We start from the raw sequence: 20689 nt of genomic DNA, 5'->3' as shown, positions 1-20689 counted from the left end.
AAGCTACTCCGTTCCCTTGGTCATGTACTGCATGAGGCGCTCCTGGGTCGCGTCCGCCCGCGACACCTCACCCGTGATACGCCCGGCCGACAGCGCGTAGATGCGGTCGCACAGGCCCAGCAGCTCCGGCAGCTCCGAGGAGATGACGAGCACCGCCTTGCCCTCGTCGGCCAGCCGGTTGATGATCGTGTAGATCTCGTACTTCGCGCCAACGTCGATGCCGCGGGTGGGCTCGTCGAGGATGAGCACATCCGGATCAGTGAAGATCCACTTCGAGAGTACGACCTTCTGCTGGTTGCCGCCGGACAGCTTGCCCGTGATGGCGCTGACGTTGGGCGCCTTGATGTTCATGCTGCGCCGGAAGCTGTCGGCGACCTTGTGTTCCTCGTTGTCGTTGACCCAACCGCCACTGGCCAGCTTGTCCAGCGCGGCCGCCGACACGTTGCGCTGGATGTCCTGGATGAGGTTGAGGCCGTACCGCTTGCGGTCCTCCGTGGCGTACGCGATGCCGTTGTCGATGGCGTCGCGCACCGAACGCAGCGTGATCTCCCTGCCGTCCTTGAAGATCCGACCCGAGATGTTGTGCCCGTACGAGCGCCCGAACACGCTCATCGCCAACTCGGTGCGCCCGGCGCCCATGAGCCCGGCCAGGCCCACGATCTCCCCGCGACGCAGGACCAGGTTCGCCCCGGCCACGACCTTGCGCTCGTGCTGGACCGGGCTGTGCACGGTCCAGTCCTCGATGCGCAGCGCCTCGGAGCCGATGTTCGGCTCGTGCGGCGGGAACCGGTGCTCCAGGTCACGGCCCACCATGCCCGAGATGATGCGGTCCTCGGTGACCTCGTCGGTCGCCAGGTCCAACGTCTCGATCATGCGACCGTCGCGGATGATGCTGATCCGGTCCGCGATGCCCACGATCTCGTTGAGCTTGTGCGAAATGATCACGCACGTGATGCCCTGGTCACGCAGGCCCCGCAGCAGATCCAGCAGGTGCGCGGAGTCCTCGTCGTTGAGCGCGGCCGTCGGCTCGTCGAGGATGAGCAGCTTGACCTCCTTGGCGAGCGCCTTCGCGATCTCCACGAGCTGCTGCTTGCCCACGCCGATGTCCGAGACCTGGGTGACCGCGCTCTCGTCCAGGCCCACCCGCCGCAGCAGGTTGGTCGCCTCGTAGTTGGTGCGGTTCCAGTCGATGATCCCGCGGCGGGCCCGCTCGTTGCCGAGGAAGATGTTCTCGGCGATCGACAGCTGGGGGCACAACGCCAACTCCTGGTGGATGATGACGATGCCCTTGTGCTCGCTGTCGCGGATGCCGCCGAAACGGCACTCCTCGCCGTCGAAGAAGATCTGCCCGTCGTACGAGCCGTGCGGGTAGACGCCGGAGAGGACCTTCATGAGGGTCGACTTGCCGGCACCGTTCTCGCCGCAGATGGCGTGGATCTCGCCGCGCCGCACCGACAGGGTCACATCCTCCAGTGCCCGTACGCCGGGAAAAACCTTGCTGATCCCCCGCATCTGCAGAATGTCGTCGGTCATGTCGTTCGTCACTTCCCGTCGTCAGGAACAGGTCGGGGGTGTGCCCGCGCGCCGTGCGGCCACACCCCCGACGAGCCCGATCAGCCCAGCTGGTCCTTGGTGTAGTAGCCGCTCTCGACAAGGACCTTCTCGTAGTTGGTCTTGTCGACGATGACCGGCTCCAGCAGGTACGACGGGACGACCTTGTTGCCGTTGTCGTAGTCCTTGGTGTTGTTCACCGTGGGCTGCTGACCCTTGAGCGCCGCGTCGGCCATCTCGACCGTGACCTTCGCCAGCTCGCGGGTGTCCTTGTAGATGGTGGAGTACTGCTCACCCGCGATGATCGACTTCACGGAGGTGAGCTCGGCGTCCTGACCGGTGACGACCGGGTACTTCTGGCCGGTGGTGCCGTAACCGTTGCTCTTCAGCGCCGACAGGATGCCGATCGAGAGGCCGTCGTAGGGCGACAGCACGCCGTCGACCTTGGCGCCCGACGAGTACGTCTTGGTGAGGATGTCCTCCATGCGCTTCTGCGCCGTTTCGGCCTTCCACCGCAGGATCGCGACCGTCTTGAAGTCGGTCTGGCCGCTACGGACCACCAGCGTCTTGTTGTCGATGTAGGGCTGCAGGACCGACATGGCGCCGTTGAAGAAGAACGTGGCGTTGTTGTCGTCCGGCGAGCCGGCGAACAGCTCGACGTTGAACGGACCCTTGGCGTCGCCGTCGGTGCCGTCGGCCTTCTTGATGCCCAGGCCGACCAGCAGCGAGGTGGCCTGCTGCACGCCCACCTTGAAGTTGTCGAAGGTGGCGTAGTAGCTCACGTTCGGGCTGTTGCGGATGAGCCGGTCGTAGGCGATGACCGGGATGTTCTTGTCCGCGGCCTGCTGCAGCTGCGAGGTGATCGCCGTACCGTCGATCGACGCGATGATCAGCAGCTTGGCGCCGTTGGTGATCTGGTTCTCGATCTGGTTGACCTGCGTCGGGATGTCGTCCTCGGCGTACTGCAGGTCCACCTTGTAGCCCCGCGCCTCAAGGGCCTTCTTGACGTTGTCGCCGTCACTGATCCAGCGCTCCGACGACTTGGTCGGCATGGTCACGCCGACCAGTGCGCCCTCGGTGCCGCCGCCGGTCTGCTTGTCGGCGTCCTTCTCACTGGAACCGCACGCGGCCATGGCCGCGGTGAGCGCGAGGGCGGTGGCCGCCGTCGCGATTCGGGTGAACCTCATTGTTCCTTCTCCTCGGGGGGATGGTGTTGCGGTGTTACAAGGGGGTGGTGGCGTCAGCCCCGGCCCGGCAGGCCCTGGGCCAGCCGGTAGTAGGCCTGGTTCCACCTCAGGTGATCGGCGAACTGACGCGCCGTCGTGTTCTCGTCGATCACCAGTAGTTCCGTATGCAACATCTGGGCGAAGTCGCGCAGCGTCTCCGCGCTCACGCCCTGGGTGAGCACCGTGTGGTGGGGGCCGCCCGCGGTCAGCCAGCACTCCGCCGAGGTGGCCAGCGACGGGGCCGGCTGCCACACCGCCCGCGCCACGGGCAGCTTCGGCAGCGGCTCGTCCGGCGGCACCACGGTGATCTCGTTGGCCACCAGGCGGAACCGGTCACCCAGATCCGCCAGGCCGATCACCACACCGGGGCCGGACGCGGCGTCGAAGACCAACCGGACCGGGTCCTCCCGGCCACCGATGCCCAGCGGGTGGATCTCGCAGGACGGCTGCGCGGACGCGATGGTCGGGCACACCTCCAACATGTGCGCGCCGAGGATCTTCGGCGTACCCGGCCCGAAATGGTACGTGTAATCCTCCATGAACGATGTGCCACGGCCGCTGCCCGCACCCATCGCCTTCACGGCCGCGAGCAGCGTGGACGTCTTCCAGTCGCCCTCGCCACCGAAACCGTACCCGTCGGACATCAGCCGCTGCACGGCCAAGCCAGGCAACTGCCGCAGTCCACCCAGGTCCTCGAAGTTCGTGGTGAACGCGCCGAATCCACCATCGGTGAGGAACTGCCGCAGACCGGCCTCAATCCGCGCCGCGTACCGCAACGAATCGTGACGATCGCCACCCTTCGCCAGCTCCGGCGCCAGGCGGAAACTGTCGGCGTACTCCTTGACCAGCGTGTCGATGTCGGCGTCGGCGACCTGGTCGACCACGGCGACCAGGTCGTTGACCCCGTACGTGTTCACGGACACGCCGAAGCGCAGCTCCGCCTCGACCTTGTCGCCCTCGGTGACCGCAACATCACGCATGTTGTCGCCGAAGCGGGCCAACCGCAGCCCGTACAGGTGCGCCCGGCCGACCGCCGCGCGCGCCCACTCGTCGACGCGGCGCACCAGATCCGGGTCGGACGCGTGCCCGGCCACGGTCTTGCGCGGCACCCCCAGCCGCGTCTGGACGAACCCGAACTCCCGGTCGCCGTGCGCGGCCTGGTTGAGATTCATGAAATCCATGTCGATGGTCGCCCACGGCAGAGCCTCGTTGAGCTGCGTGTGCAGGTGCAGCAACGGCTTGCGCAGCACATCCAGGCCCGTGATCCACATCTTGGCCGGGGAGAACGTGTGCATCCAGGCGATGATCCCGACACAGTTCGCGTCGGTGTTGGCCTCCTGCATGACCTGCCGGATCGCGGCGGAGTCGGTGAGCACCGGCTTGCCGACGATCTCGGCGCTGAGCCCGTCCGAGTCGGCCAGCATCCGCTGGATCTGCGCCGACTGGTCGGCCACCTGGTCGAGCGTCTCCGGGCCGTAGAGGTGCTGGCTGCCGGTGAGGAACCAGAGCTGGGGCTTCGCCGTGGTCATTTCGGGATCTCCTGGCCGTAGACGTTCTGATAGCGGGCGTAGAGCGCGTCGATGTCGGACTGCTCGATCTGCAGCGGGGTGCCCAGCTGGCGGGCGATGTGCACGGTGCGCGCCACGTCCTCGCACATGACCGCGGCCTTCACCGCGGCCTTCGCGTCGCGGCCGATGGTGAACACACCGTGGTTACGCATGAGGACCGCCGGCGAGCGGCTGCCCGACAGGGTCTCGACGATGCCCCGCCCGATCGAGTCGTCGCCGATGAGCGCGAACGGACCCACCGGGATGTCCCCACCGAACTCGTCGGCGATCATCGTGAGGACGCACGGGATCGGCTCCGCCCGCGCGGACCACGCCGTCGCGTACGTCGAGTGGGTGTGCACCACACCGCCCACGTGCGGCATGTGCTTGTACACGTACGCGTGGGCGGCCGTGTCCGACGACGGCGCGAACTCGCCCTCCACCAGCCGGCCATCGAGGTCGGTGACCACCATGTTGTCCGGGGTGATCTCCTCGTAGCGCACCCCGGACGGCTTGATGACCAGCAGGTCCGCGTCCGGTACCCGGGCCGACACGTTGCCGGCCGTCCACACGACCAGCTCGTTGCGCGGCAGCTCGGCGTGCAGCGCGGCCACGCTCGCGCGCACGCCCGCGATGGTGCCGCGGACAGCTTCGGTGATCGTCATGCGGAGGCCCCCACCTTCGTCGTGGCCGCGCGCTGGATCGCCCGCAGCCGGCGCATCACCTTGTTGGCGCCGCGCCCGAAGTAGTCATGCAGCGTCGTGTACTCGGCGAACAGCTCGTCGTACGCCGCCGCGGCCGCCTCGTCCGGGGTGTACACGTTGCGCGCCACCCGGCCCATCGCCGCCGCCGCGGCCGGCACGTCCGCGTACGCCCCCGCGGCGACCGCCGCGTGGATCGCCGACCCCAGCGCCGGACCCTGCTCGGAGGTGATCAACGACAACGGCAGCCGCGTCACGTCGCTGTAGATCTGCATGAGCAGGCGGTTCTTCGCCAGCCCACCCGAGATGATCAGCTCCTCGGCCGGGATACCCGCCTTCGCGAACGTCTCGATGATCGTGCGGGTGCCGAACGCGGTCGCCTCGATCAGCGCCCGGTAGATGTCCTCCGGCCGGGTGGCCAGGGTCTCCCCCACGAGAACCCCGGACAGCTCGTGGTCGACCAGCACCGACCGGTTGCCCGAGTGCCAGTCCAGCGCGATGAGCCCGTGCGCGCCGATCGGCTGCGCCGCCGCCAGGCGGGTCAGGTGCTCGTGCACCGAGATACCGGCCTCCCGCGCCGCCGCCACGTACTCGGCCGGCACGTGCCGCTCCACGAAGTGGCCGAAGATGTCGCCCACACCACTCTGCCCGGCCTCGTACCCCCACAGGCCCGCGACGATGCCGCCGTCGACGACCCCGCACATGCCGGGCACCTCGCGCAGCTCCGAACCGTTCATCACATGACATGTCGAGGTGCCCATGATGGCGACCATCTGGCCCGGACGCAGCGCGTCCCCGGCCGCGGCCGTGACGTGCGCGTCGACGTTGCCCACCGCGACCGCGATGCCCTCCGGCAGGCCGGTCCACTGCGCGGCCTGCGCGCTCAGGGAACCGGCGCGTGCCCCGAGCTGGCCGATCGGGTGGTCGAGTTTATCGGCCACGAAGTCCTTGAAGTCCGGGTTCAGCGCGCTCAGGAACTCCGCCGACGGGTACTTCCCGTCCTGCAGGATGCCCTTGTAGCCGGCCGTGCACGCGTTGCGCACGTACTCGCCCGTGAGCTGCCACACGATCCAGTCGGCGGCCTCCACCCAGTGGCGCATCGCGCCGTAGATCTCGGGGTCCTCCTCCAGCAGCTGCAGGCCCTTGGCGAACTCCCACTCGGAGGAGATCAGCCCGCCGTAGCGCGGCAGCCACGACTCGCCGCGCGCGGCCGCCAGCTCGTTGATGCGGTCGGCCTGCCCCTGCGCGGCGTGGTGCTTCCACAGCTTGACGTACGCGTGCGGGCGGCCCGCGTACTGCGGCAACTCGTTGAGTGGCGTGCCGTCGGCCAGGGTCGGCACCATCGTGCACGCGGTGAAGTCCGTGGCGATCCCGATGACCCGCGACGGGTCGACCCCGGCGGCCGCTACCGCGGCCGGCACGGCGTTGCGCAGCACGTCGACGTAGTCGCTGGGCACCTGCAGCGCCCAGTCCACCCCCAGCGGCGTCCCGTCGGGCAGGGCGTCGGTGAGCACGGCGTGCGCGTACTCGTGCACGGCCGAGCCGAGCTCGGTGCCGTCAGCGACGCGCACCACGACGGCGCGACCGGACAGCGTGCCGTAGTCGACGCCGATCACCAGAGGATCGGGGACGCCCATCTGCCACCTCCAAAGCTCGGCCGGATTGAACGCGCGTGGGTACCGCGCCTTGCAGGGAGTGTTATCGTTAACATCGCCGCTGTCAACGCCGTTCGATAACGCAACCGCAACAGCCTAGAAATGCGCCGCCATAAGGCATCCAGTGAGTTTCGGCTGACCTGATGAGGGGACAAAACGGACAGTGAGCGATCTCATCGCGCCGCCCCGTCAGCACCGGCGTCAGGCGCCGACCCGGGGCGGACGGCCCTCATACGGCGTCGACAGCACCACGGTCGTACGGGTGATCACGTTCGCCGCCTGACGGATCTTCTGCAGCAACCGCTCCAGGTCCGCCGGCGTACCCACCCGCACCAAAAGGACATAAAAGTCCTCACCGGCCACCGAGTAACAGGACTCGATCTCCGGCAGCGAGGCCAACCGCTCCGGCGCGTCATCCGGCTGCGACGGGTCCAACGGCCGGATCGCCACGAAAGCCGTCATCGGCAACCCGATCGCCGGGTAGTCCACCCGCGCCGCGTACCCCTGCAGAATGCCCCGCTGCTCCAACCGGCGCACCCGCTGATGAGCCGCCGACACCGACAACCCGACCTTCTCGGCCAGGTCCGTATAGGACATGCGCCCATCGGTGGTCAGCGCGGCAACAATAGCCCGGTCGATCTCCTCCACGCGACGAACCTACACGTCCAACACCCGTTATGCGCCACCTGTTCAGCGGGCCGGCGGCAAGCCTTCCGGAGAAGGCCCCGCTTCAACGGGTCAGGCCACGGGCGATCACCAGCCGCTGGATCTGGTTGGTCCCCTCCACGATCTGCAGCACCTTCGCCTCCCGGAAATACCGCTCCACCGGATGGTCCGCCACATACCCGTACCCGCCCAGCACCTGCACCGCCTCCGTGGTCACCCGCATCGCCACGTCGCTCGCGAACAGCTTCGCCTTCGCCGCCTCCACCGAGTACGGGCGCCCCGCGTCGCGCAACCGCGCCGCCGCCAACGTCAACGCCCGCGCCGCGCTGATCTGCGTCGCCAGGTCCGCCAGCAGGAACCCCAGTCCCTGGAACTCGATGATCGGCCGCCCGAACTGCTCCCGGCCCCGGGCGTAGTCCACCGCGTAGTCCAACGCCCCCTGCGCCAGACCCACCGCGCACGCCGCGATGCCCAACCGGCCACCATCCAGCGCCGACAACGCGATCGCGAACCCCTGGCCCTCCTCGCCGATCAACCGGTCACGCGGGACCCGCACGCCGTCAAAGGCGATCTGCGCCACCGGCGACGAGCGCAGCCCCATCGTCCGCTCCGGCGCCTGCGGCACGATCCCCGGCGTACGCGCGTCCGCCAGAAGGCACGAGATCCTGCCCGCGCCCGGCCCGCCCGTACGGCAGAACACGTTGTACACGTCCGCCCGGCCCGCGTGCGTGATCCACGCCTTCGTACCCGTCACCACGTACCCGTCGCCGTCGCGCACCGCCCGGGTCGTCAGCGCCGCCGCGTCCGACCCGCCCGCCGGCTCCGACAGGCAGTACGCGCCCAACCTGTCGCCCGCCAGCAACTCCGGCAGCAACGCCTCCCGCAGCGCCGGCGCGCCGTAGGTCGCCAGCGGATAACACGCCAGGGTGTGCACCGACACCACCTCGGCCACCGCCAGCCACCGGCTCGCCAGGATCTCCAACACCTGCAGATACACCTCGTAGGGCTGCCCGCCCCCGCCGTACTCCTCCGGGTACGGCAGGCCCAGCAGACCCGAGCGGGCCAACTGCCTGACCACCTCGGTCGGGAACTCCCCGCGCTCCTCCGCGGCCGCGGCCCGCGGGGCCAGCTCGCGGTCGGCCAGCTTCGTGGCGAGGTCGAGCAGCTCGGCGGCCTCGTCAGAAGGGAGCAGGCGATGCACCGTCACCCCAACAGCTTAACGTTCGTTAGGTTTTCGTGGCCAGCCCCCATATGCCAGGCTGAACCCCGTGACCGAGAGCCGACCGCTCCTGCTCGTCGATGCCGCCAGCCTCTACTTCCGGGCCTACTTCGGCGTCCCCGAATCCGCCGCCCGCGCCCCCGACGGCAGCCCCGTCAACGCCGTCAAAGGCTTCCTCGACATGCTCGCCACCCTCGTGCGCACCCGCCGACCCGGCCGCGTCGCCTGCGCCCTCGACCTGTCCTGGCGCCCCGCCTGGCGGGTGGCGCTCATCGACTCGTACAAGCGCCACCGCCTGGCCGCCGACGGCGGCGAAGAGGTACCCGCCGGCCTCGTCCCCCAGGTCCCCCTCCTGCTCGAGGTCCTCGCCGCCATCGGCGTCGTCACCGTCGGCGCCCCCGACTACGAGGCCGACGATGTCATCGGCACCCTCGCCACCCGCGAACCCGGCCCCACCGAGATCGCCACCGGCGACCGCGACCTCTTCCAGCTCGTCAACGACACCACCCGGGTACGCGTCCTCTACTGCGGCAAAGGCGTCGCCAAACTGGAGGTCTACGACGAGGCCGCGGTCGCCGCCCGCTACCAGGTGCCCGCCCACCACTACGCCGACTTCGCCGCCCTGCGCGGCGACCCCAGCGACGGCCTGCCCGGCGTCGCCGGCATCGGCGAGAAGACCGCCGCCGGTCTCGTCACCCGCTTCGGCGGCCTCGACGACATCGTCGCCGCCCTCGACAAGCCCGACGCGCCCTTCGCCGCCGGCGTCCGCGCCAAACTCGCCGCCGCCACCGACTACCTCGCCGCCGCCGGACCGGTCGTGCGGGTCGCCACCGACGCCCCCGTACCCGACCTCGACCTCACCCTCCCCACCGCGCCGGCCGACCCCGACACTCTCCTCGCCCTGGCCGAACGCTGGAACCTGGCGAGCCCCATCCGCCGCCTCGTCGACGCGGCCGCCGCACGCTGACGCGCGAGAACCCCGCCGGCGCGGCGCCGGCCACCTAAGGGCCCTGGGTACGGAACTCCCGCCGGAATTCCGTACCCAGGGCCGATCAGCGCGTGAATCGCCGGGTCAGCCGCCGATCGCCGGCGGAGGACGTCATTGCCTTGATCCAGGCTCTGCTTTTCGAGGAATGTTTTCGGGGTGGCGGTAGCCACCTCCGCTAAGGCGTCCTAGGATGATGGATCGTGGACGGACTCAGGCAGGTCATCGGGATTCCCGAGATCAGGTTGGAGCTGGCGGACCCGCACACCGGCCTGTGGGAGCACACGGACGGTTACCGCAGCGACCAGCCGCCGCCGTTCTGGGCGTACGCGTGGCCCGGCGGGGTCGGCCTCGCCCGCTACGTGCTCGACCACCCCGGGGTCGTCGCCGGGCGCCGCGTCCTCGACGTGGGCACCGGGTCCGGGCTGGTCGCCATCGCCGCCGCCCGGGCCGGCGCGGCGCACGTCGAGGCCGTCGACAGCGACCCGGCCGCCGTCGAGGCCGTACGCCGCAACGCCGCCGCGAACGACGTCGAGGTGCTCGCGCACGCGCGCGCCCTCGCGCACGACAGCGCGATCGGCGACGCCCAGGTCATCCTCGCCGGCGACGCGTTCTACAGCGCGGCGACCGCCCGGCTCATGCTGGCCTACCTGCGGCGGGCCGCCCGCGCGGGCACGGAGGTCATCGTGTCCGATCCCGGGCGCGGATACCTGCCCACGCGGGCCTTCACCGAGCTGGCCACAGTGGACGTCGTCGTGTCGGCCGCACTGGAGAACGCCACGGCGGCCCGCACGACCGTCTGGCGGCTAACGGGTTGAGCGCACGTAGGGGGTGCGGGGCGCACGCGCGGACGACGGGGTGAACGCGTCCGGGGTCGCCGGGACGAGCGGCGGGGCCGGCGGGCCGCCCGGGTCGGTGTGCTCCATGTCGTCCAGCGGGCGGTTCAGCAACGCGTAGAACAGCGAGATCGACACGAGCAGCACGAACACCACGATCGGCGCGATGAAGCTGACCGGCGTGAGGCCCTTGATGGGCTCGGTCGGCGCCTGGCGGTAGACGCTCATGGCGAACATGCCGGTGTAGTGCATGCCGCACACGGCCACGCCCATGATGGCCGCAGCGGCCGCGATCGCGAGGCCGTTGCGCAGCGTGATCGTGAAGAAGAGCGCGACCGTCGCGGCCACCACGGCGATCACCACCGAGGCGATCACGAGCGTGCGGTCGTAGACGACCACACCGGCCATCCGCATCGCGCCCATGCCGGTGTAGTGCATCGCCGCCACGCCCACGCCCGTGAGAATGCCGGCCGAGAGCACCTTCGGCACGGAGGGCTTGCCGAAGCCCACGATGAACAGGCCCAGCGCCACGACGACCACCGCCGTGATCCAGCTGGCCAGCGTCATCGGCACGTCGTAGCGCACCGGCATGCCCGGTACGGTGAACCCGAGCATCGCCATGAAGTGCATGACCCAGATGCCCGTACCGCCGATCGCCCACGCGGCGAGCAGCAGCCAGCGGGCGCGCTCGCCGTTGGTGAGCGCGCGCCGCGCGCGGGCGGTACAAATGAGACCGAGCAGCGAACCGAGGACGGACAAGGCGTAGGCAAGGCCGGGGTTGAGCCAGCCGTACGAAAACTGGTTGAGATGAACCATCTCGATGCTCCCCAGCCATAGGGCTTACGACACCGCTGAACTCGGGCATCTTCCCGAAGCGGAAAGCAAGATGCAAGTTCGGGTCACATCGCTTGCTATATAGGGCATTCCCGGCGCATGGCATCGATGATATTTAAACGACCGAGGTGTAGGACAGCACTCCCCGGTTGAGGGCGTCCATCGCGGCCCGCGCCGTCGTACGCAGCGGCGAGTCCGCGCCCGCCGCCTCGGCGATCTGCCCCAGCAGGTCGAGCACCTGCCGCGCCCAGCGGACAAAGTCGCCGGCCGGCATCTCCAGCTCGTGGCCGCTGGCGAGCACTTTGGACAGCGGCTCCCCCCGGGCCCAGCGGTAGATCGGCCACACGAAGCCCAGGTCGGGTTCGCGCGTCGGGGTCAACCCGCGCCCGCTCTCGTCGGCCTCCAACCGCGCCCACGCAGCCACGGTCGCGTCCACCGCGTCGGCCACCGGCCCGCGCGGGAGCATGATCTGCTCGTCCACCTCCCGGCGCGCCTCGAAGATCACCACGGAGACCGCGGCCGCCAGCTCGGCGGGCGCGAGCCCGTCCCACACGCCCTCGCGCAGGCACTCCGCCACCAGCAGGTCCGCCTCGGTCCAGATCCGCGACAGGGTCCGGCCGTGACCGGTCACCGTGGCGCCGGCCAGGTACCCGCGATCCTCCAGCAGGTCGCACACCCGGTCGAACGTGCGCGCCAGCGACCCGGTCCGGCTGGCCACCTTCTGGCGCAGGCCGTCCGTGTCGCGGGCCAGCCGGGCCCGCCGCTCCGCCCAGCGGGCGTGCTCCTCGCGCTCCGGGCAGGTGTGGCACGGGTGCTTGCGCATCAGGTGGCGCAGCTCGGCGAGCTCAGCGTCGTCACCCGCCCCGCGTCCGCCGCCGCCGCGCGGGCGTCCCGAGCGGCTGGTCCCGGGCGGCAACGGCACCTGCCGCAGGCTCGCGGCCAGGTCGCGGCGCTCCTGCGGCGACCGGTGGTTGAAATGCTTGGGTACGCGCAGCCGCGCGATCGCCTCCACGGCCGCGGTGAACTCCCCGCCGCCCAGCCGGCCCGCCCACCGGTCCTCCGTGAGCACGAGCGGACGCGGCTCGCCGAACCCGCCGACGCCGGGGTCCAGCACGACCGCCAGTCCCGACCGGCGCCCGGACGGAACCCGGATCACGTCGCCGACCCGCAGGCGCGTGAGCGACTCCAGGGCGGCCGCGCGCCGCGACGCCGCCGACGTGCGGGCGATCGCCTTCTCCTTCTCCCCGATGCGCACCCGCAGGTCGAAGTACTCGGCGAAGTCGCCGTCGTCGCAGGCCATCTCCAGGTCGTACACCCGCAGGGTCTCCTCGTTGCGGGCCACCTGGCGCGCGAGACCCACGACGGAACGGTCGGCCTGGAACTGGGCGAACGACGACTCCAGCAGGTCGCGGGCCGCCGCCCGCCCCACCGACCCGACGAGGTTGACGGCCATGTTGTACGAGGGCCGGAAGCTCGACCGCAGCGGGTACGTGCGCGTCGAGGCGAGACCGGCCACCTGCCGCGGGTCCACCTCCGGCGACCAGATCACCACGGCGTGGCCCTCGACGTCGATGCCGCGCCGGCCCGCCCGGCCGGTGAGCTGGGTGTACTCCCCCGGGGTCAGGTCGACGTGCGCCTCGCCGTTGAACTTGACCAGGCGCTCGAGCACCACGCAGCGGGCCGGCATGTTGATGCCCAGCGCCAGCGTCTCGGTCGCGAACACCGCCTTGATCAGGCCCCGGACGAACAGCTCCTCGACGACCTCCTTGAACGCCGGCAGCATGCCGGCGTGATGCGCCGCGAGTCCGCGCTCCAGGCCGTCGAGCCACTCCCAGTAGCCGAGCACGGACAGGTCCTCGCCCGGGATGTTCGCCGTGCGCGACTCGACCACGTGGCGGATCTCCGTGCGCTCCTCCGGCGTCGTCAGCCGCAGGCCCGCGTGCAGGCACTGCTGCACGGCCGCGTCGCAGCCCGCGCGGCTGAAGATGAACACGATCGCGGGCAGCAGGCCCTCGCGGTCGAGCCGCTCCACGATCTCGGGCCGGTTGGGTCCCTGCCGGCGGGCGCCCCGCCCGCGCGGACCGCCACGGGCGCCGCCGGTCAGCTCGGCGCGCCGGGTCAGCTCCCGGGTGTAACGCAGCAGCTCCGGGTGCACCTCGTGCATCTGGGCGGCCTCGGCATCGTGGAACAGGTCGAACATGCGCCGCCCGGCGAGCATGTGCTGCCACAGCGGCACCGGCCGCTCCTCGCTCACCACGACCTCGGTCTTGCCGCGCACGGTCACCAGCCAGTCCGCGAACTCCTCCGCGTTGGACACCGTGGCCGACAGCGACACCAGGCTGACCGACTGCGGCAGGTGGATGATCACCTCTTCCCACACGGCGCCGCGGAACCGGTCGGCCAGGTAGTGCACCTCGTCCATCACCACGTACCCGAGGTCGCGCAGCGCGGTCGAGCCCGCGTAGAGCATGTTGCGCAGCACCTCCGTGGTCATGACCACGATGGGCGCGTCGCCGTTGATCGCGTTGTCGCCGGTGAGCAGGCCGACCTTCGCCGGCCCGTACCGGTCGACAAGATCGTTGTACTTCTGATTGGACAACGCCTTGATCGGCGTCGTGTAGAAGCACTTGCGGTCCTGTGCCAGGGCCAGGTGCACGGCGAACTCGCCGACGACCGTCTTGCCGGCGCCCGTGGGCGCGCAGACGAGCACCCCGCTGCCGCGTTCCAGCGCCTGGCAGGCCTCCCGCTGGAACGGGTCCATCGCGAAGCCGAGTTCGGGCACGAACTGGGCCAGCTGCGGGAACTCGGCGTCGACGGCGGCCCGCCGTCGGGCCGCGGCGTACCGCTCGGCGGGGCTCGTCATAACCGCAAATCTAGCCGCCGGGCACATATTCGCCACGTCCGCCCGGCGCCCGGCGCGGGCGGATGTCGGACTGGGTGGGTATGGTGCACGGCGTGCCGGAAAGCAGTCGACCGTCCCCGCTGCGCGACCACCGCCGGCCCGCTGACGCCGTCCTGTTCGACTTCCACGGCACGATCGCCCAGGTCGAGGACCCGGTGGACTGGGTGGTAGGCGCCGCGTGGGCCTGTGGCGTCGCCGTGGCCCCCGCGCAGGCGACCGGGCTGGCCGACCGCCTGGTCACGGCCGGGCGCGCCGGCGGCCCCGTGCCGACCCGGGTGCCCGTGCACCTCATGGAGGTCTGGGCCGAGCGCGACCTCAGCCCCCACGCCCACCGGGCCGCCTACGAGGGCCTCGCCGCCACGGTGGACACCGACATCGACGGGCTCGCGACGGCGCTGTACGAGCGCCTGCTGCGGCCCGAGGGCTGGCGGCTCTACCCGGACACCCTGCCGACGCTGCAGGCCCTGCGTGGCGCCGGCGTGGCCGTCGGGGTGGTCAGTAACATCGGCTTCGACCTGCGCCCGCTCGCCGAGGAGCTGGGCATCGCCGAGTACGTGGACGCGTGGACGCTGTCCTGCGACCTGGGCCGGTGCAAGCCGGACCCGGCCGTGTTCGCGTTCGCCTGCCAGGCCCTGGGCGCCGACCCCGCCCGTACGCTCATGGTGGGCGACACGCCCGCGGACGCCGGGGCCGTCGCGGCCGGGTGCCGCGCGTTCGTCCTGCCGGCCGCGCCGCCCGGCGAGCGCAACGACCTGGGTCTCGCGCTCAACCTGGTGCTCGGCTAGCCGAGCAGGCGCAACGCCCCCGGCACGGCGGTCACCGTGACCGGCAACGGGCAGGCCCGTTCGCCGTCGACGTAGGTCGTGATGCCCTCGGCGTGGATCTCCACAGTGGTCGCCCGGTGACTGGTCACCAACGGGTGCTCGACGTGCGTGCCCCCGACCAGGCGCGGCTTGATCCGCATCATGGTCAGCCGCGTCATCCGCGCGCCCACCACGATGTCGAGCAGGCCGTCCGTCGGATCGGCCGCCGGGCAGATGCGCAGCCCACCCCCGTAGCTGGCGGTGTTGCCCACCGCGACGAGTATCGCGTCGACCGCGTGGGGCACGCCGTCGAGCACGAGGGTGTACCGGCGGGGACGCATGCGCAGCAGTTCGGCCACGGTCGCCACGTCGTAGCGGCGCCGGCCCTTCGGCCAGCGCATCCGGTTGGCCTTCTCGTTGACGACCGCGTCGAAGCCGGCCGCGCACACCGCGCCGAACCACCGCCGGTACCCGCCGGCGGCGTCGAGCCGGGCCAGGTCCAGGGCACGGGCCCGGCCCGCCCGTGCGGCCGCCGCGATGACTCCGGCGGTCTCGACCGGGTCGGCCGGCAGGCCCGCCTCGGCGGCGAAGTCGTTGCCGGTGCCCGCCGGGACGAGGCCCAGGGGCACGGACGTGCCCGCCACGGCCTGCAGCGCCAGGTTGAAGGTGCCGTCGCCGCCGACCGCGACGAGGGCGGCCGCGCCCTCGTCGGCGACCGCCCGGCAGGCTGCGGCGCTGGCCGCCGCCTCGTCCGGAGCGTCGAGGACGCGCACCTCGTGGCCGGCGCCGGCCAGCGCGGCGAGGACGTCAGCGACGCCACCACCGCGCAGCCGGCCACGTCCGGCGCTCGGGTTGATCAGAACGGCGAGGTGCCCCGACACCTCAGGGCGTCTCGTCGTAACGGTTGCGGTTCCAGCCGTCCCCGTCCACCGGCGACACCGGCGTCGGGTCGTCGATCGAGGACATCTCGTCGTCGGCGAGGTCACCGTACTGGCTGTTGCGGCCCCGACGGCGGTCGTTGAGGAACGCGAAGCCGACCGCGGCGAAGTACAGCACCGACATGCACAGCGCGAGGATCGTCATGTTGAACGGGTCCGGCGTGGGCGTCACGATCGCGGCGAACGCGAACATGAGGAACACCGCGACGCGCCACCAGCCCAGCAGCCGCTTCGCACTGACGACGCCGACCATGTTCAGTGCGGCCACGACCAGCGGGAACAGGAAGCCGATGCCGAAGTAGAGCATCATGGACGTGACGAAGTCGAAGTACCCGCCGATGTTGACGATGCTCGTGAACTGGTTGCCCAGCCCGAGGAAGAACGGCAGGCTGCGCGACACCACGATGAACGCCAGCACGACGCCCGCCGCGAACAGCGGCGCCGCCACCGCGGCGAACGCGTACGTGTAGCGACGCTCGCGCTTGTGCAGGCCCGGGGCGATGAAGGCCCACAGCTGGTAGAGCCAGATCGGCGCGGCCAGCACCAGACCGATGTAGAGCGCGACCTTCAGGTTGACCATGAAGGCCTCGAGCATCACGGCCTGGCTGAACTGGCAGTCGTTCGTCGGGCTGTTCGCCGTGGTGAAGTCACAGTAGGGCTCGGTGATGAACGTGACGACCTGATCGGCGAAGAAGAGGCCGATCGCCATGCCGATGACGACCGCGACGCTCGCCTTGAAAAGCCGGTTACGCAGCTCGCGGACGTGGTCGATGAGGGACATCTGCCCCTCGGCCGCCCGTTGGAACTGACTCGGACCCTTGCGGAGTGCCACTGCCGGGCGCGGGGATCAGCTGTTGTCGCGCACGCGCTGGACCGGATCCAGCGGCGAAGCCTGGTCGTCGGCCACCGTCGGCGGCAGCGGCTTGTGGCCCGCCTGGGCCTCCGCCTTGGCCTGCACGTCGTCGTCGGCGAGCCCGCGGGTCTCCGCCTTGATGATGCGCAGCGAGCGGCCGAGCGAACGCGCGGCGTCAGGCAGCCGCTTGGCGCCGAACAGCAGCACCAGCACCACCACGAGCACGATGATGTGCCACGGCTTCAAAGCGCCCATCTTGCCGACCTCCCAGCTGTTGAACCGTCGACCCCACCCATCCTACGTACGGCAGGGCGACGTTGCACCGGCCGCGTGGCCGGCTGACGTCGAGCAAGTCTGCGTGACGGGGATCCGAGCGTCAACCGACCGAAAGTAACAACTTAATGTTTCGACGGTTTTGCGGCCGCGGCCCGGGCCAGGCTGGCCTCCAGGCCGGCGACCCGCTCGGCCAGCTCTTCGACCCCGCTCTGGAGCGCCTGAGCCGATTCGACCCGGTCGCGAAGTCGCTCACCGGCGCGCTGGAGCGCACCGAGCCGACGCAGCACGGGCGCGCACACGGCACCGAGCACGACGAGGCCGATCAGGACGAGGCCACCCACCAACCACCAGACCACGCGGCTACCCTACCCGGCGGGCCGCCGGCTCACGCCCCGTACGCGGCCAGGGCGGCGCGCGCCTCGCGGCGCACCTCGGCGGCGAGCTCCGCCGGGGCCACCACGGACACCTCCGGGCCCAGGCCCAGCACCAGCCGGCGCGCCCACGCCATGTCCACCGCCCGCAGGGACACCAGCCAGCGCTCCGGCGAATCCTCCACGACGCTCTCGCACGGGTAGTACTCCGTGATCCAGCGCGCCCACCGGCCCACGCTCAGCGTGACCAGCGGCATGTCGGCGTCCGGCCGGAAGATGCCCTCGCGCAGGTCCTTCGGGGCCGCCCCGGCCGGCACGACGGCCGGCTCGGGCAGCTCCGCGTGCTCATCGATGCGGTCGAGCCGGAACAGCCGCACGCCCTGGGCGGCGCGGCACCACGCCTCCAGGTAGGCGTGCCCCTCGGCCACGACCACGCGCATCGGGTCCACGACACGCTCACTGACCCGGTCGCGGGTGGCGCTGTAGTAGCGCAGCCGCAACGCGTTGCCCCGCTGCACGGCCGCGCGCAGGTCCGCCAGCCGCCGGGTCGTGTTGGGCGGCAGCCGTACGGCCACCGGCAGGTCCGCCGCCGCGTCCCCGGCCGCCGACTCGATCTTGGCGAGGGCGCTCTCCACGGCCGCCCGGTCGTGCGCGCCCGGCAGCTCGGCCAGCATCCGCAGCGCGACCACGAGGGCCAGCGCCTCGTCCTGGGTGAGCCGCAGCGGCCGGTCGATGCCCGCGTCGTAGGTGATGGTCACCCGGTCGCCGTCGAACGCCATGTCGATCAGGTCACCCGGGCCGTACCCGGGCAGGCCGCAGACCCACAGCAGCTCCAGGTCCTCGCGCAGCTGCCGCTCCGTCACGCCCAGGTCGGCCGCCGCCTCGGCGACCTCGATGCCGGGCCGGGCCAGCAGGTACGGCACGAGGTTGAGCAGGCGGCCCAGCCGGTCGCCGCCGGCCGCCGTCACGGGCGGGCCCCCGCGGGGCTCGGCACGCCGCGGGCCGCCGGCACGGCCGGCGGCTCCCCGGCCGCCTCGGCCAGATCCTGCAGGCGCGCCACGACGGCCTTGCGCACCTCGTCGGGCTCCAGGACGGTCACGTCGGCGCCGTAGCCGACCAGCCAGCGGGCCAGCCCTTCCGCGTCGCCGTAGCCCAGCGCCAGGCGGTCGCCGTCCGGGTCCGAGGACAGGTGCTCGGCGAACCGGCGCACCCCCGCCGCCCGGCCCGGGCGCACGAGCACGACCGCCCGGCCGGTGCGGTCCGGCGGACCCCCGCCCCAGTTCGCCACATAGCTGATCAGGTTCACGTCGGCCGGCGGGCGGTACGCGCCCGGCAGGCCGACGAGCGCGACCGGTCCCACGATGCGTGACAGCCGGAAGCAGCGCGCCGCGTCGCGGTCACGGTCGTGACCCACCACGTACCAGCGGCCCCGCCAGCACACCACGCCCCAGGGTTGCAGCCGGCGGGTCATCGCCGAGTCCTCCTCGGGGACCCGGTAGTCGAAGCGGACCTCCCGGCGTTCCCGGGCGGCGGCCTGCAACGGGCCGAACGCCGGGTCCACGGTCACGACCGGCTCCACCCCGAGAGTGGCCTGCGGGTCCACGTCCACGCCCGCCGCGCGCAGTTTCAGCAGGCCCGAGCTGGCCGCGGCCGCCAGGCCCGCGTGCTGCCACAGGCGGGCCGCGATGCCCACGGCCGCGGTCTCCTCCGGCTCCAGGTGGATGTCGGGCAGCGCGTACTCCCGGCGGGCGATCCGGTAGCCGGGCTCGGTGTCGAACGCGCTCGCCGTCCCGGTCTCCAGAGGCACGCCGAGATCTCGCAGTTCCGCCTTGTCCCGTTCGAACTTGCGTTGGAACGCCTCGTGTTCGCGGCTGTCGCCGGCATTGTGCTCGTAGCCGGGCACGGTGGCGGCGATCTGCGCTGCGGTGAGGAACCGCCGGGTGGACAGCAGGCAGATGACGAGGTTGACCAAGCGTTCGGTCCGGGTCCTGGACACGGTAGCGACGCTAGCAGTACCGCCGGCCGGGCGTGGGCTAGCGTGGCGCCGTGGTGCGCTGGCGTGAGGGAACCGTGACCGCCGTGAAACGGCGATGGGCCGGAGCGGTCGAGCTGGAGGTGGCGCTCACCCGCCGCGATCCCTCCGATCCGCCGTCGGTACGGGCGGTCGCCTACCCCGCACTGGTGGGCGACCCGCAGGCGGGCGACCGGGTGCTGCTGAACACGAACGCCCTGGCCATGGGCCTGGGCACCGGCGGGTACGCCCTGGTGGTGGCCCTGCCGGACCGGTTGCCGCCCGATCCGCCCCGCGCGCCCGGGCACGTCGTGAAGGCCCGCTACACGCCGTTGCAGGCGATCGTGCTGGCCGCCGACGAGGAGGACTCACCCCACCGGGCGGCGCTGGCCGGTGCCACGGAGCTCGACGGGCTGCCCGTGGTGACCGCGGACCTGCACTCCGCGCTGCCCGCGATCCTCGCCGGGGTGCGCGCCGACACGCCCACCGCCCGGGTGGCGTACGTCATGACCGACGGCGGCGCGTTGCCGGCGTGGTTCTCCCGCACGCTGGACGCGCTGCGCGGCGACCTGTGCGGGGTCGTGACGGTCGGGCAGGCGTTCGGCGGCGACCTGGAGGCCACCAACATCCACAGCGGTCTCCTGGCCGCCCGGCACGCCCTGCGCGCCGACGTGGCCATCGTCAGCCAGGGCCCGGGCAACCTGGGCACCGGGACCGCGTGGGGGTTCTCCGGCACGGCCGTGGGCGAGGCGGTCAACGCGGTCGCCACGCTGGGCGGCCGGCCGGTCGGCTCCCTGCGGGTCTCCGACGCCGACCCGCGCGAGCGCCACCGGGGCGTGTCGCACCACAGCCTCACGGCGTACCACCGGGTCGCCCTGGCCCCCGCGGACCTGGTCGTCCCGGCCGGCCTGGCGCCCGACCTGGCCGCGGCCGTCACGGCGGCGTTGGCACCGCTCACCCCGCCGCACCGGGTCGTCACCGTGCCGGCCGACGGGCTGGACGCGGCGCTGCGGGCGCTGCCGGTGAAGCTGTCGACGATGGGCCGCGGCCTGGACGCCGACCACGCGTACTTCGTCACCTGCGCGGCAGCGGGCCGCCACGCCGCCGCCCTGGCGGAACAGCGGTCCTAGAAAAAGATCATCAGAGCGGCGAAGCCGGCCACGACCAGGACGAGCGCGACGATGAGCACCCAGGTGGGCACGAGGTACTCGCCGCGGCGGTTGCGTTCGATCTCCTGACGCACCTTCGCCCGCCGCTTCTGCAGGTACCCCTCCCGCACCCAATCGGGCTTGCGCTGCGGCTCCTGTTCGCTCAC

At 71.4% G+C, this 20689-nt stretch carries 20 protein-coding genes; 4 read left to right on the top strand and 16 right to left on the bottom strand.

The features are described from left to right. Window positions 1-3: 3 nt before the first annotated feature. From mmsA to ABD191_RS11235, 7 genes are all read right to left on the bottom strand, one after another. Window positions 4-1533 (bottom strand): multiple monosaccharide ABC transporter ATP-binding protein, encoded by a 1530-nt coding sequence (gene mmsA / locus ABD191_RS11265; RefSeq protein ID WP_344079796.1) that lies wholly within the window; start codon window positions 1531-1533, stop codon window positions 4-6. Window positions 1534-1613: 80 nt separating this feature from the next. Then, on the bottom strand, window positions 1614-2738 hold the full coding sequence (chvE, locus tag ABD191_RS11260) for a multiple monosaccharide ABC transporter substrate-binding protein (RefSeq protein ID WP_344079793.1): 1125 nt from the start codon (window positions 2736-2738) through the stop codon (window positions 1614-1616). Between the two features lie 53 nt (window positions 2739-2791). Continuing rightward, window positions 2792-4306 (bottom strand): L-arabinose isomerase, encoded by a 1515-nt coding sequence (gene araA, locus ABD191_RS11255; RefSeq protein WP_344079791.1) that lies wholly within the window; start codon window positions 4304-4306, stop codon window positions 2792-2794. Then, window positions 4303-4989, bottom strand: a complete 687-nt coding sequence (locus ABD191_RS11250; protein ID WP_344079789.1) for an L-ribulose-5-phosphate 4-epimerase — start codon at window positions 4987-4989, stop codon at window positions 4303-4305. The genes araA and ABD191_RS11250 overlap by 4 nt, the downstream gene beginning before the upstream one ends. After that, a complete protein-coding gene (gene araB, locus ABD191_RS11245) occupies window positions 4986-6662 on the bottom strand; it encodes a ribulokinase (protein WP_344079787.1) in 1677 nt (558 codons plus the stop codon). Before araB ends, ABD191_RS11250 begins: the two co-directional genes overlap by 4 nt. A 219-nt stretch (window positions 6663-6881) precedes the next feature. Beyond that, window positions 6882-7328, bottom strand: a complete 447-nt coding sequence (locus ABD191_RS11240; protein ID WP_344079785.1) for an Lrp/AsnC family transcriptional regulator — start codon at window positions 7326-7328, stop codon at window positions 6882-6884. Window positions 7329-7410: 82 nt separating this feature from the next. After that, the gene (locus ABD191_RS11235) at window positions 7411-8553 is read right to left on the bottom strand and encodes an acyl-CoA dehydrogenase family protein (protein ID WP_344079782.1); all 1143 of its coding nucleotides are present in this window, start codon (window positions 8551-8553) and stop codon (window positions 7411-7413) included. Window positions 8554-8614: 61 nt separating this feature from the next. Here ABD191_RS11235 and ABD191_RS11230 point away from each other — a divergent pair, with 61 nt between their 5' ends. Together ABD191_RS11230 and ABD191_RS11225 are read left to right on the top strand one after the other, a co-directional pair. After that, entirely contained in the window at window positions 8615-9532 is a 918-nt protein-coding gene (locus tag ABD191_RS11230; protein ID WP_344079779.1) for a 5'-3' exonuclease, read from the top strand. Window positions 9533-9753: 221 nt separating this feature from the next. Next, window positions 9754-10368 carry a class I SAM-dependent methyltransferase gene (locus ABD191_RS11225; RefSeq protein ID WP_344079776.1) on the top strand — a complete coding sequence of 205 codons (615 nt, stop codon included), beginning with the start codon at window positions 9754-9756 and terminating at the stop codon, window positions 10366-10368. Here ABD191_RS11225 and ABD191_RS11220 read toward each other — a convergent pair. Both ABD191_RS11220 and ABD191_RS11215 read right to left on the bottom strand, forming a co-directional pair. Next, entirely contained in the window at window positions 10357-11202 is an 846-nt protein-coding gene (locus ABD191_RS11220) for an MHYT domain-containing protein (protein WP_344079773.1), read from the bottom strand. The two genes, ABD191_RS11225 and ABD191_RS11220, sit on opposite strands and share 12 nt — an antisense overlap. A gap of 133 nt (window positions 11203-11335) precedes the next feature. After that, window positions 11336-14083 carry a DEAD/DEAH box helicase gene (locus ABD191_RS11215; protein ID WP_344079770.1) on the bottom strand — a complete coding sequence of 916 codons (2748 nt, stop codon included), beginning with the start codon at window positions 14081-14083 and terminating at the stop codon, window positions 11336-11338. Window positions 14084-14163: 80 nt separating this feature from the next. Here ABD191_RS11215 and ABD191_RS11210 point away from each other — a divergent pair, with 80 nt between their 5' ends. Continuing rightward, window positions 14164-14907 (top strand): HAD family hydrolase, encoded by a 744-nt coding sequence (locus ABD191_RS11210; RefSeq protein ID WP_344080164.1) that lies wholly within the window; start codon window positions 14164-14166, stop codon window positions 14905-14907. Here ABD191_RS11210 and ABD191_RS11205 read toward each other — a convergent pair. The 6 genes from ABD191_RS11205 to ABD191_RS11180 all read right to left on the bottom strand — a co-directional run bounded on the left by ABD191_RS11205 (window position 14904) and on the right by ABD191_RS11180 (window position 19359). Then, a complete protein-coding gene (locus tag ABD191_RS11205; RefSeq protein ID WP_344079767.1) occupies window positions 14904-15806 on the bottom strand; it encodes a diacylglycerol kinase family protein in 903 nt (300 codons plus the stop codon). The genes ABD191_RS11210 and ABD191_RS11205 overlap by 4 nt on opposite strands. A gap of 1 nt (window position 15807) precedes the next feature. After that, window positions 15808-16644: a twin-arginine translocase subunit TatC gene (gene tatC, locus ABD191_RS11200; RefSeq protein WP_344079764.1), complete on the bottom strand. Its 837-nt coding sequence runs from the start codon at window positions 16642-16644 to the stop codon at window positions 15808-15810. 66 nt (window positions 16645-16710) lie between these two features. Next, on the bottom strand, window positions 16711-16971 hold the full coding sequence (gene tatA / locus ABD191_RS11195) for a Sec-independent protein translocase subunit TatA (protein ID WP_344079761.1): 261 nt from the start codon (window positions 16969-16971) through the stop codon (window positions 16711-16713). Between the two features lie 143 nt (window positions 16972-17114). Continuing rightward, on the bottom strand, window positions 17115-17348 hold the full coding sequence (locus tag ABD191_RS11190; RefSeq protein ID WP_344079758.1) for a hypothetical protein: 234 nt from the start codon (window positions 17346-17348) through the stop codon (window positions 17115-17117). Between the two features lie 29 nt (window positions 17349-17377). After that, window positions 17378-18331, bottom strand: coding sequence for a helix-turn-helix transcriptional regulator (locus tag ABD191_RS11185; RefSeq protein WP_344079755.1), 954 nt, complete (start codon window positions 18329-18331; stop codon window positions 17378-17380). Beyond that, window positions 18328-19359 carry a helix-turn-helix transcriptional regulator gene (locus tag ABD191_RS11180; protein ID WP_344079752.1) on the bottom strand — a complete coding sequence of 344 codons (1032 nt, stop codon included), beginning with the start codon at window positions 19357-19359 and terminating at the stop codon, window positions 18328-18330. The genes ABD191_RS11185 and ABD191_RS11180 overlap by 4 nt, the downstream gene beginning before the upstream one ends. Window positions 19360-19409: 50 nt before the next feature. Between ABD191_RS11180 and ABD191_RS11175 the strand changes: the two genes are divergently transcribed. Beyond that, complete coding sequence (locus ABD191_RS11175; protein ID WP_344079749.1) at window positions 19410-20504, top strand: DUF3866 family protein; 1095 nt, start codon at window positions 19410-19412, stop codon at window positions 20502-20504. Here the strand turns inward: ABD191_RS11175 and ABD191_RS11170 are convergent. Beyond that, on the bottom strand, window positions 20501-20689 hold the full coding sequence (locus ABD191_RS11170) for a hypothetical protein (protein WP_344079747.1): 189 nt from the start codon (window positions 20687-20689) through the stop codon (window positions 20501-20503). The genes ABD191_RS11175 and ABD191_RS11170 overlap by 4 nt on opposite strands.

It is taken from the genome of Luedemannella helvata (assembly GCF_039528415.1).
GTDB lineage: Bacteria > Actinomycetota > Actinomycetes > Mycobacteriales > Micromonosporaceae > Luedemannella > Luedemannella helvata.
This window is presented reverse-complemented; position numbering and strand designations above follow the sequence as displayed.